We start from the raw sequence: 18,705 nt of genomic DNA, 5'->3' as shown, positions 1-18,705 counted from the left end.
ATGCAATTGATTTTAGGTTTTAATTTAAAATGACTATTTTAGTTACCGGCGGCGCAGGCTACATAGGCTCCCACACATGCTTGCAACTGCTCGAAGCCGGCAATCAAGTTGTCGTGCTAGACAACCTATGCAACAGCAAGGTCGAGTCTCTCAAACGGGTACAAGCCCTAACCGGCAAATCACTTACCTTCATCCAAGGGGACGTTCGCGACACAGCAGCGCTGTCGACCGCTTTTACTCACTCAATCGAAGCCGTTGTACACTTTGCGGGTCTCAAAGCCGTTGGCGAATCCACTGAAAAGCCAATTGAGTATTATGACAACAATGTTAATGGCACACTCCAGCTATTGCATGCCATGCAACAGCACCAAGTCCACACTCTCGTTTTCAGCTCATCAGCCACAGTCTACGGCAATCCCGCCACGGTACCAATCCGTGAAGACTTCCCCTTGTCCACCACCAACCCCTATGGCCGCAGCAAGCTAATGATTGAGGACATACTTCGTGATCTGAGTAAAGCAGAGCCAAATTGGAATATTGGGCTACTCCGCTACTTCAATCCAGTCGGTGCCCATGAAAGCGGGCAAATTGGCGAAGATCCGAATGGTCCCCCTAACAACTTAATGCCGTACATCAGCCAGGTTGCTGTTGGCAAGCGCAAGACCCTACAAATTTTCGGAAACGACTATCCCACCCAAGATGGCACTGGGGTCCGTGACTATATCCACATTGAAGATCTCGCAAATGGCCACCTCAAAGCGCTGGACACACTTCGGACCAAAGGCGGCCTAATCACCGTCAACCTTGGAACTGGGCACGGCTATTCCGTACTGGAAATGGTGCAAGCCTTCGAAACGCACAGTTGTCGTCCCATCCCTTATGAAATAGTCTCTCGCCGCCCCGGCGACATCGCTGCTTGCTGGGCAGATCCAACCGAAGCCCAGCGCTTATTGAACTGGAAAGCAGAAAAAGGACTGGACGCTATGTGCAAAGACAGCTGGCGCTGGCAGGAGCAAAATCCTAACGGCTACTGATTTGCACCATCTACACAAATGGGACGAATCCAAGAATGAGCGGGTTGGCGTGACCGCTCAAGCAAGCAGACACATAAATAGGCCCAACTGCAACACCACACACTTCAGGGCATTTTCGCACAAATCCAACCCAAACCCACCTCTTCCATAGCCCAGGACAGGAAGAGTAGGCAGACACCTTCCGCAGAGTCCTGAGCTCGTGAAACGCCCCCTCATATGGAGCCCGGAAACTTAGCTCTCGAAGTAGCCGATGACCTCCCGAAGAATTGAAGTACAATCTGTGTGGCCCCACCTACAGCAACGATTGCCCATCACAATCCCACCCAGCATTACCAGTTCAACACTCTTATCCATAAGCAATGATTAAGCTGCTTGCCTCCTTGAATACTAGTGAACACTAGCTATAATGGCAGCCACTCTAGGCCAGAGCATGCCCGAGACTCAATCATGACATTTTTTGTTCGTTTGATCCTTGTGGACACATCCCCAAATTTTGTGCCGAATTCTAGCCTTGATTGAGGCAATCGCCCATCATGGCAAGCACGGCCTTTGCTCCCCGCCTCCACACTTTGATATATTCCAAAAGTCGCTTGAAAGCTCTCCATGAGCACCTCTCCACATATTGCGTCTGACAAAGCCACCCTTCATGTTTTAATCTCATAGAATGACTAGTTTGATGACAAAAGCATATTTGTCGAATCTGGGGCTTCAAACTTTAGGGTCGTCGAGCCCATCCATGCCAAAAGGATATTGCATCCAGACCATAACCAGCTGGCCCGACCATGCTCACGGCAAGACATCTGATCCTGGCAGAGCCAAGACTACAGCGCCTGTACATTGCACAGATGACAGGTTCCCTGTTAGCGTTACCCATCCGATGAGCACCTAGCAAAGGCCAAAACGCTACAGCCCCAGGAGTCCACGACTATTGCAACCCTACAACTACAGCACAAGAAGCCCACACAAGACATCGTTCCGGCATTAATACCCTAGCCACTCACAAAGGTGTAAAATTGAAGCGTCAACACAAGCTATCTTTAGCAAAAAGCATATTGAGAAATTAAACAATCATGGCCAATCGAAAATTAAAATTTTCAGTGCAAAAACAAAATGTTTGAAATCAAACTTAAAAATACCAAATGTTTTACTGCCCCATCAGGGGTCAGCATACTTGATGCTGCTCTTCAGGCAGATATTTTTCTGCCACACAGTTGCAAAACAGGCCGCTGCAGCACTTGCAAAGGAAAAGTCATCAGCGGAGAAACTTTCGCCCTCCACGACGAATCTGGCTTAACGCAACAAGAGAAAGATGACGGTTGGGTTCTCACTTGCATTCGCACACCGCTTGAGACCATTGAGCTCGACATAGAAGATCTTCATGTCAAACTTCCCACAAAGAAAACACTTCCGAGCCGCATTCAAACCATAAAAAAACTTACGACTGACATTGCACAAGTTTTGCTTAGACTACCTCCAACGGCCAGTTTTGAGTACCTTCCGGGTCAATACATAGACATCACCAATAATCAAGGCGTCAAGAGAAGCTATTCAATAGCGAACACATTCAAAACCAGCAAACTCATTGAGTTACATATTAAAAACTTCCCCGATGGCGAAATGAGTCAATACTGGTTTAATCTAGCGTCCGAGAACGATCTAATAAGGATAAACGGCCCTCTCGGCACTTTCTTTTTACGAGAATATATAGATATGGACTTGGTCTTCTTTGCCACAGGGACAGGCATTGCCCCTATTAAGTCCATGCTAGAAGATCTTGCAACTAGAACAGGTATAGAAAAACCCAGATCAGTATCACTATACTGGGGAAACAGGGACGTTTCTGATTTTTATTGGAACCCCAAAGAGCTGCCTCTCAATATCAAATACACCCCAGTTCTTTCGAAAAACAATCCTAATTGGGATGGGGCAAAAGGCCACATTCAGGACGTATATCTTTTATCCTCCCCCAATTTGAAAACAACACAATTATACGCATGTGGCTCTGAGGCAATGATTCACGCCGCAGAAAAGCTTTTATTGTCATCCGGCTTAGAAAAGCACAATTTTATGGCTGATGCATTTGTTTGCTCAGCCACAACAGAGTAATGCAAAGGAAACATAGTGAAAGCAGTTATTCTTGCAGGCGGGCTTGGGACTAGAATTAGCGAAGAAACCACAATCAAGCCTAAGCCGATGGTAGAGGTGGGCGGCAAGCCCATTCTTTGGCATATAATGAAAATGTACTCTCAGCATGGGATTAATGACTTTATTATTTGCTGCGGCTACAAGGGCTATTTAATAAAAGAATATTTTGCCAATTACTTCCTACACATGTCGGATGTGACATTCGACATGCGAAGCAATAAGATGGAAGTACATAGCAAACGGGCCGAGCCTTGGACCGTAACATTAGTTGACACTGGCGATAGCTCAATGACCGGCGGACGGCTAAAGCGCATTGCTAATTATGTTGAAAAAGACGAAACTTTCTGCCTCACCTACGGTGATGGAGTCAGCGATGTCAATCTTGAATCCGTTATCGCCTTCCATAAAAGCCATGGCAAAGCCGCTACGCTGACAGCCACCTATCCTCCAGGCCGCTTTGGAGCACTGGATATTAAAGAAGGACAGGTCCAGAGTTTTATGGAAAAGCCTAAAGGAGATGGCGCCATGATCAATGGCGGCTTCTTTGTGCTCTCGCCAAAGGTACTTAGCTACCTCAAGGATGACAGTACCATATGGGAGCAGGAGCCATTGATGCAGCTGGCGCAAGACGGGGAGCTCATGGCTTATACTCATAATGGTTTCTGGCAGCCGATGGACACTTTACGAGACAAGCACTATCTAGAAAGCCTTTGGAATTCTGGCAACGCTCCATGGAAGAGCTGGTAAAATGACAGTTAATACCGATTTTTGGCATGGGAAGAAAGTTTTCTTAACAGGCCACACTGGTTTCAAGGGTTCTTGGCTCAGCCTATGGCTGCAAATGATGGGGGCCAAGGTATATGGCTTCGCCCTAGCCCCGGCGACAACTCCCAACCTGTTTAGCGAAGCCCAAGTCGCCGCCAACATGGTAAGCGTTCTTGGTGATGTCCGGGACTATCAAGCCGTGCTTGAGGCGATGCAAGCCGCCCAGCCAGAAATCGTCATCCACATGGCGGCACAACCGCTCGTTCGCCTCTCCTACTCAGACCCAGTTACAACCTACTCTACAAACGTAATGGGCACCATTCATGTTCTTGAGGCAGCACGTCAATTAGCGGGCATCAAGGCCATCATCAATGTAACCACCGATAAATGCTACGAAAACAAAGAATGGCTTTGGGGATACCGCGAATCTGAACCGATGGGGGGCCATGACCCTTACAGCAGCAGTAAAGCTTGTGCTGAGTTGGCAACAAGTGCCTATCGACTCTCCTATTTTCAACAGACATCTACCGCACTGGCCTCAGTCCGCGCCGGCAATGTCATCGGAGGGGGGGATTGGTCCAGTGACCGGCTCATACCCGATACACTGCAAGCTTTTGAAAATGATCGTCCTGTTATAATTCGCAACCCACATGCCACCCGCCCGTGGCAGCATGTGCTAGAACCACTAGCTGGCTACCTCACCCTTGCTCAGCATCTGTATGATGAGGGCCAAAGCTACGCAGAAGGGTGGAACTTTGGCCCAGATGATGATGGAGCCCAGCCTGTACAATGGATTGTCGAGAAAATGGTGCAAGAATGGGGCAGAAAAGCACGCTGGGAACATAATTTAGGACATCACCCCCACGAAGCCAATTATCTAAAGCTTGATATTGCAAAGGCCAAAGCAAAACTAGGCTGGCGCCCCCGCTGGGATTTGACACAAGCCCTTCAGAAAATAATCCATTGGCATAGCGAGTGGCTGAATGGAGTGAACGCACACAACCTCTGCCAACAACAGATCACCCAATACATTGAAGCATTGAAAGAATAGTCACCATGACTCAAGCAGCTACCCCTGAAAATTTGCGCGCACAGATTGCCGAACTAGTTCAACAGTACGCAGACATTGTACATGCTCCCAAGCCCTTCCAACCCGGCATAAGCAGTGTCCCGGTTTCTGGAAAAGTCATAGATGCCAGCGAGCTGAAAAACATGGTAGACGCCAGCCTTGATGGATGGCTCACGACTGGTCGCTTTAATGACCAATTTGAGCAACGCTTGGCTGACTACCTAGGTGTTAAGTACCTAATCACCGTCAATTCCGGTTCATCCGCCAACTTGGTAGCTTTCTCCACCCTGACTTCTCCAAGGTTAGGGGAACGAGCAATCAGACCTGGTGATGAGGTAATTGGCGTTGCAGCAGGTTTTCCAACCACAGTCAATCCAATACTACAATTTGGCGCGGTTCCTGTCTTTGTAGATGTCGATCTTGCAAGTCATAATATCGATGCAAGTAAAATCGAAGCCGCCATTAGTCCAAAGACTAAAGCCATTATGCTTGCACACTCTTTGGGAAACCCATTCAATCTAGAAGCGGTAACTGGCATCTGCAAAAAATATGGCCTCTGGCTGGTAGAGGATTGTTGTGATGCGCTTGGCGCCACATACAATGGTCAAATGGTTGGCACATTTGGAGATATCGCCACGCTAAGCTTCTACCCTGCTCATCATATAACAATGGGAGAAGGTGGCGCTGTTTTTACAAACGATGCGGAACTCAAACTAATAGCCGAATCCTTCCGAGATTGGGGCCGAGATTGCTATTGCAAGCCAGGAAAAGACAACACATGTGGACAACGCTTCTGCTGTCAACAAGGTAGCCTTCCATATGGCTACGATCACAAATATACATATAGTCACCTAGGTTACAACCTCAAGATTTCTGATATGCAGGCCGCTTGCGCACTTGCACAGATGGATAAACTTGACGACTTCATCGCCGCTAGAAGGCGAAATTTTTCTTACCTGAAAGATCGTCTACAAAATTGCCTAGAATTTCTCCACTTGCCCGAAGCCACCCCCAACTCGGACCCTTCTTGGTTCGGCTTTCCAGTTATTCTGAAAGAAAATACAGGCTTCAAACGAGTTGATCTTCTCAATTACCTAGATCAACAGAAAATTGGAACACGGTTATTATTTGCGGGCAATTTGACACGCCAACCCTATATGATAGGCAAAAACTATCGTATCAGTGGTGACTTGACAAATACCGACATTGTCATGAATCAAACTTTTTGGCTTGGGGTATACCCTGGTCTAAGCATCAAACACCTTGATTTCGTCGTGGAGAAGTTAGAAGAATTTTTCGGAATTAATTTTTGAAGAAATAAAATGAACGATAAAATATCTAGCAACTTTAATTCAAAAGTACTCCGCAAGCGGGTACTGGATATGGCCTACGCCGGTAATACAGTGCATATCGGCTGCGCCTTTTCAATTATTGAAGTTCTCGCAGTACTTTATCGAAACTGCCTTCGCTACCCAGACAATGATCCAGCCTCCCTCAACAGAGACTATTTAGTACTCAGCAAAGGGCATGGCGTAATGGCCCAATATGCCTGCATCTACGAGAAAGGCTGGATCAATAGTAACGATCTCAAAAATTACTTTGCTGATGGGAGCAGATTAAAAGGACTTTCTGACTCTAGCGTTCCAGGTTTAGAAGTTACGTCAGGCTCATTAGGCCATGGTTTTTCCATAGGAGTAGGTTTGGCTTTAGCCTCTAGCCTCAAAAATAGTTCACAGAAAGTTTATGTTATCGTTGGAGATGGCGAGCTAAATGAGGGACCGATCTGGGAAGGTGCCTTATTCGCAGCCCATCATAAATTAGATAATTTCATGGTCATTGTTGATGAAAATAAATTTCAAGCGATGGGATCTACTGATGAAGTTTTGAATCTAGGAAACTTAGAAAATAAATTTTCCAGCTTTGGCTTTGAAACCATCACGATCGATGGCCATGACGAGTCCGCCATTCATGACACGATTGAAAAACTATGGATGAGTACATCGCCCACACCAAAAGCAATTATTGCAAAAACAACAAAAGGGAAAGGGGTTTCATTTATGGAAAACAATAATATTTGGCACTATACACGCCTAGATGAAAACACTTACAAAAAAGCCATATCCGAGATAGAGGATGGTGCTTAATGAGAAATGCATTCTCTAGCTCATTGCTCCAATTAGCCGAGAGTGACAAACGGGTCTTACTCTTAACGGGCGACCATGGCTACGCACTTTTTGATGATTTCAGAAACAGATGCCCTCAGCAATATATTAATGCAGGCATTGCTGAGCAGAATATGATCGGCATGGCCGCAGGCCTATCTAAAGCCGGTTATATCCCTGTTGTTTATGGGCTTAGCTCATTTGTTCCAATTCGAGTTTTAGAGCAAATTAAGTTAGACTTATCTCACGATAATTTACATGCGATTATTATTGGCGATGGTGCCGGGTTTGTTTACAGCCACCTAGGAACCAGCCATCAGTCAACAGAAGATATTGCCGCAACTCGAGCGATTCCAAATTTAAATATTTACTCTCCCTCAGACCGCCATGAATTAACTTTGTGCATGGAGCACGCTTATAGATCAAAAGCCACGACCTATTTAAGAATTGGAAAATCAGATTTAGGTGACGTGCACCACGCCCCTCTATCAGGTACCCTAGCTAGCTTCTTCGCCGTTCGAAATGGCACACCCGGTGAAATATCTTTTATCGCAACAGGAGCAATGACAAAAACGGCTATAAAAATTGCAGAGTCATTTTTTCCAAATGCAACCGTCTGGAGCGCGCCCAAAATCAAACCGCTAGACGTTGATCAATTAGTTACCATTTGCAAATCCAGCAATATTATTGTGACGTTTGAAGAGCATTCAACTCAAGGGGGGCTGGGGTCAATGATCGCAGAGATATCTACAACTTATGCCCCAATAAAAATACTACGAGTTGGTGTTGAGGACTGCTTTACAAAGTTATGTGGTAGCTATAGTTATTTGCTACAAGAGCAAGGCTTAGACATTACATCTATACAGGAAAAAATTACTACTTTTCTAAAAAGCCCCCCCCAATGACTCCACAATTAAACAATAAGAAAATCCTTATTACCGGAGGAACAGGATTTGTTGGCAGACATATTCTTGATCATTTGATCAAAACAAAAAAAACCACTGACTGCAATATCACAGTCACCATACTAAGCCGATCTCCGGAAGTTTTTTTAAAAAACCACCCCGGTTACGCTAGTTATAAATGGCTTGGCTTTATTAAAGGCGATCTTTTCGATCTCACCAAATACAACCATTTAAAATTTACTGATATCATTCATGCGGCGGCAGACACTCACAAAGAAGGCCCCCCTGATGAATGGTTAAAACAGCTTATCATAGGGACTCAAGCCGTTCTTGATTTCAGCCTAAAGGCAGAGGCCACAAGATTTCTCTTTATAAGCTCGGGAGCGGTATATGGCCCACAACCCAGAGAGCTAAGCCACATCTCAGAAAACTATCTAGGGGCACCTCCAACCACATTGATTAGCAGTATTTATGGCCAAGGCAAACGAATTGCTGAGCAGTTATGTACAGCTTACCTCCAAATGCATGGCCTGGAAACTGTTATTGCTCGATGTTTTGCCTTTGCAGGGGAACATATCCCACTAGATGGACCATATGCAATTGGTAACTTTATAAGGGATGCGTTATTTGGAGACGCCATTTTAATCAAGGGCAATGGGACTGCCGTGAGAAGCTATTTAGATGGTGATGATATGGCAAACTGGTTACTAAACTTACTCGCTATAGGCACACCTGGTGAAGCCTACAACGTTGGATCTGAAGATAGAGTTCGAATAAAAACCTTAGCTCAGCTTGTAGCTAAAACCATATCTCCTGGCAAAAAGATTATTGTGCAGTCCAATTCTTCTGCAATAGAATCCACCTACATACCATCAACAAAAAAAATCCAAGCTCTTGGTGTAGAAAATCACTTTAGCATTTCATCTATTATTGAAAGAACAGCCAATCGACATATTTATCAAAAATAAGCCCAATCAGCCCTTGTTATTCATTGCAAATAATGCTTTGTTAGCATGGCTTTTTTTCAAAATACATAGATTTAATTAAATCAATTAAGACTTGAGGTTTGGCAAGACGCCTAGTTTTTATAACAGCGTCAGTTAAAAGTCCACAATATATCCACCCGATAAAATATGCAGCCATTTTCGCTTGACAGTTCCGAAAATATTATTGACAAAACAAAAAACTTAAAAACAGTCGATATTTATATACTCAGCCATAATAGGCCAAATTTTATCGCCGAAGCCATTGACTCCGTCAAAAAACAAACCCTGCAAGAATACAATTTATACATTTCAGATAACTCTACAACCGATGATGTAGAGCGCATCATACGGCAACAGTATGGGGACGTTATATATATCCGTAGGTCAAACTCGTTAAGTGCATTAGCCCATTTCAAAACCATTATTGAAGAAAGCACCGCCGAATTCTTAGTCATGTTTCACGACGATGACGTCATGATGCCACGCTACCTTGAAACATTATTGGGCATCATCACCTCAGACAATGACATTGCTGCAGTCGGGTGTAATGGGCGGATTTTACAAAACAGCAGATTAACAAAAACCATTCTCCTACAAAAGACAGACGGCATAAAGATTATAAATAGTGGGGGCGAATTATTTTTACAATACTGTAGTCCTATCGACCATGTTGCGCCATTTCCTGGCTACATGTATAGATCCTCAAAAATTAAAGGACTATATTTAAATTCGGAATACGGAGGAAAGCACTCTGATGTTTCTTTTTTAATGCAAGTTGCACAAAGAGGTAAGATCATCTGGTCATACGCACCGTTGATTCAATATCGTATTCATGGCAGCAATGATAGCTCAACTATCCATATAAAGCAGCAAGCAAGCTTACTTGGATTTGTATATCAAAACACAAAAATCCAAAAAAAAGATCATGCCATTAAAATTTATAAGCTAAAGTATTTGCTTCATTGGTGGCGATGCAACAAGAATTCCAAGAATAAGGTTTTTGCCAAACGAATCATTTTAAAGGCAATCACTCTCAGACTAATTTCAGCATATCTATGTCGCCCACACATTCTCGCCTCCAAGATTTCCCAATTGGCAAGAAAGTTTTACAATCAACCAAGATGAGCAATATGAAAATAATTTTAGCGATCATGGAATATGACTACGGAGATCCGAAAAGAGGGCGGTCATATGAGTATTACAACTTCTATGCATCCCTAAAAGAAATGGGAGTTGATGTAGAGATATTTGACTATATGTCTCTATTACAAAAGCATGGCAAAGCTGGCATGAATCAGCTATTGTTAGAAAAAGCAAAATCACAAAGCCCAAACATTATTTTATTTTCGTTATACACTGATCAATTTGATCCAAACATTATTTTGTCATTGCAGAACCATACTCGAACCATCTGTTTTTTCCATGATGATACTTGGCGTAAAGATTTTTCCCGCTACTGGGCAAAACATTTTAATGTGTTTACTACTCCAGATATTTATGGCATAAGAAAATATCAAAAGCTTGGCCTGCAGCATGCCTTCCACTTTCCTTTTGGAGCTAATCTTGATTTGTATAAAAAGAAAGATTCAGATAAAATTTTAGACGTTTCTTTTGTTGGAGCCTTTCACCCTTATCGCTCTTGGCTAATTAATCGTCTCAAAAAGGTAGGCATCAATGTACAGGCGTATGGTTCAGGCTGGCCAAATGGCATGGTATCACTTGAAAGAATGATCGATATTTTCAACACAAGTAAAATAAATTTAAATCTGTCTAACTCTAGCAATTGGGATGCCAGATACCTGTGTTCTTCGCCTAGAGCTTTAGTATCTCGTTTTCGGTCACCCAAAACCATAGAACAGCTTAAAGCACGACATTTCGAAATTAACTCAACGGGTAGTTTTCAACTTTCATACTATGTGGAAGGGCTTGAACACTATTACGAGATTGGCAAAGAAATTGCTATTTATTCGGATCCTGATGATTTTGTTGAAAAAATACAAATGTACCTTGAGGATGAACCGCTTCGCAATGAAATTGCTCATAACGGGTATATGCGAACAAATAATTCGCACAGCTTTGCCCAGCGTTTTCAATCACTCTTTTCATACATGGCTTCGATAAACCCCCATTCTATTGCATCGGAATGAAAATGAAAAAAGCTTTAATTACCGGCATCACTGGCCAAGATGGCTCTTACCTTGCAGAGTTTTTGTTAGAAAAGGGCTATGAGGTTCATGGCATTAAGCGTAGAGCTTCATCTTTTAATACTCAGCGCATAGATCACATTTTTCAAGATCCCCATACTGAAAATGCAAAAATAAAATTACACTATGGGGACTTAAGTGACTCTTCAAATCTGACAAGAATTATCGCCGAAGTGCAGCCTGATGAAGTATACAATTTAGGTGCACAATCACATGTTGCGGTCAGCTTTGAATCACCTGAATATACGGCCGATGTCGATGCGTTAGGCACTTTGCGTTTACTTGAAGCAATTCGTTTTTTGAAGCTTGAAAATAAGTGCAGATTTTATCAAGCCTCCACCTCAGAATTATATGGTTTGGTACAAGAAACACCTCAAAAAGAAACAACACCTTTTTATCCTAGAAGTCCTTATGCAGCAGCCAAACTCTACGCTTACTGGATAACAGTAAACTACAGGGAGTCATATGGCATGTACGCATGTAATGGTATTTTGTTCAATCATGAATCACCGCGGCGTGGGGAAACTTTTGTTACACGGAAAATTACCCGGGGCCTTGCCAATATAGCCCAAGGCCTTGAGTCTTGCTTGTACATGGGTAACATGGATGCTCTACGTGATTGGGGACATGCTAAAGACTATGTTAAGATGCAATGGTTAATGTTGCAGCAAAGCCAAGCTGCTGATTTTGTAATTGCGACAGGCGTGCAATATAGTGTCCGTCAATTTATTATCTGGTCCGCTGCACATCTAGGAATTGAACTAGATTTTATTGGCTCTGGGATCAATGAATATGCCGTTGTGACAAAAATTTCAGGTGCGGATGCTCCTGCACTAAAAGTTGGAGATATTATTGTCAGAATTGACCCCCGCTATTTTCGGCCTGCTGAAGTAGAAACCCTTTTAGGGGATCCTAGTAAAGCCAAAAACTTACTTGGTTGGACCCCAGAGATTACAGTTCAACAGATGTGCGCTGAAATGGTACAAAATGATCTGGAGCAAGCTAAACAGCATGCATTGCTGAAAAGGCATGGGCACTATGTTTCTGTAAGCGTTGAACGATAAGGACAAGGAGTCTTGCATGAGAGTACTTTTAACCGGCGCTTCAGGCATGCTTGGCCGAAATCTGCTGGAACACCCAGCTGCAGATAAATTTCAGTGGATAACGCCCTCACATGCAGAGTTAGATCTTTCCAATTTTTCTGCAACGTTACAGTATATCGAGAAAGCAAAACCTGATTGCATCATACACGCAGCGGGAAAAGTAGGCGGCATTCAAGCTAATATACGAGAACCCGTCAAATTCCTAATCGATAATCTCGATATGGGTCGCAATGTGCTTTTAGCCGCCTCTGTCTCTGGCATCTCAAAATTAATAAATATTGGCAGTTCCTGCATGTACCCGCGAGATCGACAGATAGCATTAAAGGAAAGCGACGTTCTATCTGGTGGTTTGGAGCCTACCAATGAGGGTTATGCTCTAGCAAAAATTACGGTCGCAAAACTAGCCGAATATATCTGTCGAGAAAATCCTGAGTATAATTATAAAACAATAATACCCTGCAATCTTTATGGAAAACATGATAAGTTTGACCCGAGATGGTCTCATCTTATACCTGCCATCATTCATAAATTACATCAAGCGAAGATCTTGAAGCAAAGTGAAGTAGACATTTGGGGGTCTGGTGAAGCACGGCGTGAATTTTTATTTGCAGAAGATTTGGCACAAGCTCTATTAATGGCAGTGGATGACATCGCAGGGATCCCTAACTGCATGAATATTGGTCTTGGACATGATTATTCTGTGAATGAATACTATCAGGCTGCGGCAGAAGTAATCGGTTACTCAGGATCTTTCACTCACGACCTCAGCAAGCCTGTCGGGATGAGTAGAAAACTAACAGATACCGGTCTAGCCAATCAATGGGGATGGCACGCGGAAACGAGCCTAACCAATGGTCTAATGAAAACATATGAGTACTATCTACGTACATTGAAAGTGAGTCATTAAATGCACTACCCACTAGCTAGCACCACCTGGGACCAAGATGAATATGCAGCTATTCAAAGAGTCATTGATTCTGGCATGTTCTCTATGGGCAAAGAAGTTGCTGCATTTGAAAAAGATTTTGCAGAGTGGGTAGGCTGCAAGCACGTCGTAATGGTCAACTCTGGTTCTTCCGCTAATTTAGCAATGATTGGTGCTTTATTTTTCAGGAAGGAGAGGCCATTAAAAGCCGGTGACGAAGTAATTGTACCTGCCGTTTCTTGGAGCACAACCTATTATCCATTGCAGCAATATGGTCTCAAATTAAAATTTGTAGATATCGATATAGATAGTCTGAATTTCGATTTAAATCAGTTAGAACTTGCTATTACAGATAAAACCAAAGTAATTTTGGCAGTCAATTTGCTTGGAAATCCTAATGACTTCCAGCACATTCAAAAAATGATAGCTAACCGTAATATTATCTTACTAGAAGATAATTGTGAGTCTATGGGTGCCAAGATTAATGGCAAACAGGCTGGCACATTTGGCTTAATGGGAACCTTTAGCACCTTTTTTAGCCATCATATTGCTACCATGGAAGGTGGCGGTATCATGACTAATGATGAGGAGTTGTATCATATTCTGCTATGTCTCCGAGCTCATGGTTGGACCAGGAATCTACCGAAATTCAATCATGTCTGCGGAGAAAAAAGTAGCAATCCTTTTGAAGAGTCTTTCAGATTTGTCCTTCCAGGCTACAATCTAAGGCCACTTGAAATGAGTGGGGCAATTGGGCAAGAGCAGGTGAAAAAACTCCCTGCACTTATTAGTGAACGTCGTAAGAATGCCAATTATTTTCAAAAAGCTTTCTCCAATCATCCTTGGATTTCAATTCAAAAGGAAATCGGTGATAGTAGTTGGTTTGGATTTTCCCTAGTTCTAAAAGAAAACGCCCCAATATCTCGTGAAGCCATTGTGAACAAGTTATCCGTTGCAAACATTGATGTACGTCCAATCGTCGCCGGCAATTTTGCAAAAAATGAAGTGCTCAATTGGTTTAACTATGAAATCCACGGCTCGCTAGAAAACGCTGACTACATTGATAAAAATGGCTTTTTTGTTGGCAATCATCATTTCAGCTTGCATGAAAAAATTGATTATCTAAAGAGTGTTATTAGCTCATGATTTCAGCACTCCTTTATGGTGCCGGGGAAAATAATGATGTATTTTCCCCTTCGTCCCACCTTAATAGAGACAATTGCAACCACCCTTTCTTTTTGTTAAAAGAAAAGCTTTTAAAATTTGGCATTGATTTAAACACCTGGGACACTCCTCAAAAATATGAATTTTTCATAGAAATTCACATAAATGCAAGAAAAATATCCCGGAGTAAAAATGCAAGACACTATTTACTTAACATGGAAACACCTTTGATTGACAGGAACAACAGCTCAATCGAACTTATAAATCAGTTTAATATCGTCTTTTGCTGGCAAAATCATACTCATGCCAGAAATTTTAAAAAAATAAATTATAGCCAGAACTTACAACTACCTGATATAAATGGTTTCAAAAATCGCAACAACTTATGCTGTATGATAGCTGGTAATAAAACAACACAAAGGCCAGATGCTAGAAGTCTATACCCTGAAAGAATCAAAGCAATTAGATGGTTTCAATGTAATGCTCCTTTAGATTTTAGACTCTATGGCACTGGTTGGAACTTACCAGCAATGCGTCATGGAAAACTAGGCCGTATTTACACTAAGCTACAGGGCATGCTTGGCAGCTATTTTAATGCTGTATATTTTCCAGCATATAAAGGGCGCATTGAAAGCAAGTCAACTGTGCTACTGAATTCTAAATTCAGTATATGCTATGAAAACGTCACTGGCTTTAATGGGTATATTACTGAAAAAATATTTGATAGTTTTTTTTCTGGCTGCGTTCCTATTTATCATGGAGCTCCTGATATAGCGAGCTTTATTCCCTCAACCTGTTACATAGATCGAACCCAATTCAATAGTTACCCTGAGCTCTATCAGTATATTAAAAATATGCCAGAGCGTGAATTTTTGGACTACCAGACGAACATTGCTTCATTCTTATCAAGTGATTTGGCGTATTCATTTTCTTCTGAGTGTTTTGCAAACACCATTTCAGAAGAAATTGCACATGACCTAGAATTAGCAGCTCAATTTTAGCCCTATGAATATACTGTGGATATCACTTGCACGGCTTAGCCAAGCCTTAATTGGTTTGTTGGCGCTTAAGTTAGTTACTCATTGGCTTTCTGTTGAGCAGTTTGCTCGCTTGGGTCTAATGACCGCTTTTACAAGTTTTTTCGGTTTGTTTTTAATCAATCCCGTTGGTCAATACATTAACCGGCATACTCACGAATGGTACTCTTTAGGACTTCTTGTAGGCTATCTAAAAAAATATAACATTTATATTTCTAGTCTTTCTTTGCTTTCATTTTTAATAGCTTTGCTATGGCTATCCTCAACATTTAATGACAGCCCTTATCCTTTATACAATATTGTTCCCTATTCTATAGCACTCTGCATTAGCTTGTGGTTGGGTACTTGGAATAATACATTAATTCCATTGCTGAATATGCTAGGCCTACGACTCTCCTCAATCGGTTTAGCATTCGTGACCACTGCTATTGGCTTGCTTTGCTCAATGGCATTGGTGCAGTTAAAAAATGAATCTCTCCTATGGTTTATTGGACAAGCAATAGGTTTTTTAGTTGGAGGCTTACTTGCACTCAAAATTATTTATAAAGCTTGTAAACCTAATACCCAAGCTATCTATGCACGATTTATTGACACACAAATGGTGCTAACGTACTGCCTGCCACTTTCTATTAGCGCAGGACTACTTTGGATACTTACAGGGGGGTATCGATTTTTAATTGATACTTTCTGGGGTCCACACAATTTAGGGATATTGATTCTTGGGTTTGGCATTGCCAATCAATTTTGGTCCATTGTTGAAGCGATCTCTTCACAAGTAATACTACCAAAATTCTATAGCCATCTAAGTTTGGATAACAAATCTCACAGCATATCATTATTTAATGACATGCTTAACTCGGTTATTCCTATTTACCTTATTATGCTAGGTTTAGGCTTAGGTACTTGCGCAAGTCTCATCAGCTTACTCATAGATAACCGTTATCACTCCGCATTGTTTTTTTGCCAAGTTGGCATGCTAAGCGAATTTTTCAGAGTTATAGGTAGTTTATTAAATCAATCCTCTCAAATTGACAAGAAACCTGCACGTAATTTAATTTCGTTTTTTACTGCTTCCATCGTTTTATTAGTTTGCTTTTACATATTAAAAATAACACAAGCAGACTTCAAATTTGCCCCCGTCATTATAATGTTATCTTTTTCAGTTGCATGCATGTTTTCAACATACTCCCTTTATCAAATATCCCCTCCTTCACCTAAATATATCACATGGTTAGTATCTGCTTTACTTGGCTTGACACCTATCATCATTAACTACATTTTAAGTCCTACCTCATCATTTGCACATGTATTAAATATTGTCTTGTGTGGTCTTATTAGTTTATTTTATATAATTTTATTTCTTCGTCACAGCATGCCATTCCATTCATTAATTTCTAGCCCATTACCCTATGAAAAATAACTTCGTTATTGATCCTAACCGCTTACACCAAAGCAACTTTCTTTTAGTTATTTTTCTTGTTGCCATCGTTTCACTTCCAATGGCATTCAATGGAGTTTTTGCTGACTCCGATATATATTACTCTCAATCTCAGCTATTGTGGACTATGGGCCTTCGCGATGGCATTGAGTATATATTTTTCCGAACCGGTAAAGTCGAAATTGGCTTTCTAATCGTACTATATTTAGAACAATACATTGCCAATTCTGAATTTATATTTATTTTTATTAATTGCCTTATATCTAATATATTATTTTTTCAACTTTATATAAAACTCTCTGAAACATCTAGTATTACATTCAAAAAAGCTTTTATTCTATTTTTTTGCTATTTCTCCTTCAGCAATGCCATGTATGTATGGAGGACTATAATATCCGTTTATTTTTTAGTCCTATCGATTAAAAGTAATTCAAAATTATTAAGCATACTTTTTTTGGCTATTGCCTTTTCCTTCCATTACTCAGCAATTATTTTTGTCTCTATTTATCTACTATCCACTTTTCTACCTAACAAAAAAACTCTTACCGTTTTATTTGCCATTTTTCTTTCGCTCTCTTTCTTTTTCACTGAGTCTATCCTTCAAAGTTTTGATTTTGTAATGAGTGCGCAAAGCGCAGAAATTTACACTGAGGCCAATAATGACCAATGGAAAAGAATATTCATAGGACTTTATCTTTTATTTGTTATTTTGCTTTGTGATTGGAATAGTAGCAACTTCAAGCATATTCATTTATTTAAATTTTGCGCTATTTTATCTATATTATCAGTCTTTGCATCTTCAAACTACCAACTTTCATGGCGCATTCATGCCCCTGTCGAAATAATTGCTCCTTGCTTAGTTTTAGCAACACAAAGAAGTAATAGAAACTCCATTCTCTTACTGGCATTATCTACCATACCTACTTTTAGGTTAATGTTTTTATTATTTACTGGGCATTTTGAATGAATAAAATTAGCGTCATCATCCCTTGTTTTAACTCTGAAAAAACAATTGAAAATACAATAAAGTCAGTTCTTAATCAGACACTTCCACCAGAAGAGATCATCTGCATTAATGATTGTTCCAATGATAAAACCTCTTCTATTATTAGTGCATTGCAAATGTGCTCTCTTAAAATAAAAATAAAACTGCACGAGAACAAAACAAATTTAGGTCCATCTATTTCAAGAAATATCGGAATTTCCGAGGCCCATGGCAAGTGGATTGCATTTATCGATGCAGATGACGAATGGCACCCACAAAAGCTGGAAATACAAATCTCCGCTTTAACTAAGCATTCACTAGATTTTATTGGCGGGTCATTCAGCTATAATAAACATACTGCCCCCATACACTCTTGCCATGTCAAACAAATATTCTTAGGAAATTTACTTTATAAAAATTACTTTCCAACCCCCTCTGTTGTCTTATCTAAAGATATCTCTCTGACTTTTGACCCTACCATGCGTTATGCGGAGGACTATTCCGCATGGCTTGAACTAGCAAAACAAGGTGTCAAAATGGGCTATATATCAACCCCCTTGATATTTTTAAATAAGCCATCATATGGTCACTCTGGACTTAGCGCCAATTTACTGTTGATGCAAAAGGGCGAACTACTCGCACTAAGAAAAGCGCTCGGTACAAAAAATATCACATCTATTTTTTTCCAGTTTTTTTCTCTTTTGAAGTTTACTAGACGAATAGTTATTGTTTATTTTAGTAGACTTTTTAAAACCTCATAGCTATTGCCAGAACTATCTCATT

At 41.3% G+C, this 18,705-nt stretch carries 17 protein-coding genes; all 17 read left to right on the top strand.

What is annotated here, in order from left to right:
* Positions 1-29 precede the first annotated feature (29 nt).
* The 17 genes from galE to NK214_RS02535 all read left to right on the top strand — a co-directional run bounded on the left by galE (position 30) and on the right by NK214_RS02535 (position 18,683).
* Positions 30-1,034 (top strand): UDP-glucose 4-epimerase GalE, encoded by a 1,005-nt coding sequence (galE, locus tag NK214_RS02615; RefSeq protein WP_227104960.1) that lies wholly within the window; start codon positions 30-32, stop codon positions 1,032-1,034.
* Between the two features lie 1,110 nt (positions 1,035-2,144).
* The gene (locus NK214_RS02610; protein WP_227104962.1) at positions 2,145-3,140 is read left to right on the top strand and encodes a 2Fe-2S iron-sulfur cluster-binding protein; all 996 of its coding nucleotides are present in this window, start codon (positions 2,145-2,147) and stop codon (positions 3,138-3,140) included.
* 15 nt (positions 3,141-3,155) lie between these two features.
* Positions 3,156-3,926, top strand: coding sequence for a glucose-1-phosphate cytidylyltransferase (gene rfbF / locus NK214_RS02605; protein ID WP_227104965.1), 771 nt, complete (start codon positions 3,156-3,158; stop codon positions 3,924-3,926).
* Position 3,927: 1 nt separating this feature from the next.
* Entirely contained in the window at positions 3,928-4,995 is a 1,068-nt protein-coding gene (gene rfbG, locus NK214_RS02600; RefSeq protein ID WP_227104967.1) for a CDP-glucose 4,6-dehydratase, read from the top strand.
* 5 nt (positions 4,996-5,000) lie between these two features.
* Positions 5,001-6,326 carry a lipopolysaccharide biosynthesis protein RfbH gene (gene rfbH / locus NK214_RS02595; RefSeq protein ID WP_227104969.1) on the top strand — a complete coding sequence of 442 codons (1,326 nt, stop codon included), beginning with the start codon at positions 5,001-5,003 and terminating at the stop codon, positions 6,324-6,326.
* 9 nt (positions 6,327-6,335) lie between these two features.
* Complete coding sequence (locus tag NK214_RS02590; protein ID WP_227104971.1) at positions 6,336-7,157, top strand: transketolase; 822 nt, start codon at positions 6,336-6,338, stop codon at positions 7,155-7,157.
* On the top strand, positions 7,157-8,080 hold the full coding sequence (locus tag NK214_RS02585) for a transketolase family protein (protein ID WP_253313711.1): 924 nt from the start codon (positions 7,157-7,159) through the stop codon (positions 8,078-8,080). The genes NK214_RS02590 and NK214_RS02585 overlap by 1 nt, the downstream gene beginning before the upstream one ends.
* Positions 8,077-9,048, top strand: coding sequence for an NAD(P)-dependent oxidoreductase (locus NK214_RS02580; protein ID WP_227104974.1), 972 nt, complete (start codon positions 8,077-8,079; stop codon positions 9,046-9,048). The genes NK214_RS02585 and NK214_RS02580 overlap by 4 nt, the downstream gene beginning before the upstream one ends.
* A 165-nt stretch (positions 9,049-9,213) precedes the next feature.
* Complete coding sequence (locus tag NK214_RS02575) at positions 9,214-10,191, top strand: glycosyltransferase family 2 protein (RefSeq protein WP_253313710.1); 978 nt, start codon at positions 9,214-9,216, stop codon at positions 10,189-10,191.
* Entirely contained in the window at positions 10,188-11,213 is a 1,026-nt protein-coding gene (locus NK214_RS02570; RefSeq protein ID WP_253313709.1) for a glycosyltransferase, read from the top strand. The genes NK214_RS02575 and NK214_RS02570 overlap by 4 nt, the downstream gene beginning before the upstream one ends.
* Positions 11,210-12,334 (top strand): GDP-mannose 4,6-dehydratase, encoded by a 1,125-nt coding sequence (gene gmd / locus NK214_RS02565; RefSeq protein WP_253313708.1) that lies wholly within the window; start codon positions 11,210-11,212, stop codon positions 12,332-12,334. Before NK214_RS02570 ends, gmd begins: the two co-directional genes overlap by 4 nt.
* Before the next feature lie 16 nt (positions 12,335-12,350).
* Positions 12,351-13,280: a GDP-L-fucose synthase gene (locus NK214_RS02560; RefSeq protein WP_227104982.1), complete on the top strand. Its 930-nt coding sequence runs from the start codon at positions 12,351-12,353 to the stop codon at positions 13,278-13,280.
* A complete protein-coding gene (locus NK214_RS02555; protein WP_253313707.1) occupies positions 13,281-14,444 on the top strand; it encodes a DegT/DnrJ/EryC1/StrS aminotransferase family protein in 1,164 nt (387 codons plus the stop codon).
* Positions 14,441-15,463, top strand: coding sequence for a glycosyltransferase family 10 domain-containing protein (locus tag NK214_RS02550; protein ID WP_253313706.1), 1,023 nt, complete (start codon positions 14,441-14,443; stop codon positions 15,461-15,463). Before NK214_RS02555 ends, NK214_RS02550 begins: the two co-directional genes overlap by 4 nt.
* A 4-nt stretch (positions 15,464-15,467) precedes the next feature.
* On the top strand, positions 15,468-16,919 hold the full coding sequence (locus NK214_RS02545) for a lipopolysaccharide biosynthesis protein (RefSeq protein WP_253313705.1): 1,452 nt from the start codon (positions 15,468-15,470) through the stop codon (positions 16,917-16,919).
* Complete coding sequence (locus NK214_RS02540; RefSeq protein ID WP_227104990.1) at positions 16,909-17,904, top strand: EpsG family protein; 996 nt, start codon at positions 16,909-16,911, stop codon at positions 17,902-17,904. Before NK214_RS02545 ends, NK214_RS02540 begins: the two co-directional genes overlap by 11 nt.
* On the top strand, positions 17,901-18,683 hold the full coding sequence (locus tag NK214_RS02535) for a glycosyltransferase family 2 protein (protein ID WP_227104992.1): 783 nt from the start codon (positions 17,901-17,903) through the stop codon (positions 18,681-18,683). Before NK214_RS02540 ends, NK214_RS02535 begins: the two co-directional genes overlap by 4 nt.
* Positions 18,684-18,705: the final 22 nt, after the last annotated feature.

The sequence above is a fragment of the Chromobacterium sp. S0633 genome, assembly GCF_024158805.1.
In the GTDB taxonomy this organism is placed as follows: Bacteria; Pseudomonadota; Gammaproteobacteria; order Burkholderiales; family Chromobacteriaceae; genus Chromobacterium.
Note: the sequence above shows the minus strand (reverse complement) of the source record. Positions and strands in the feature narration are given on the sequence as shown.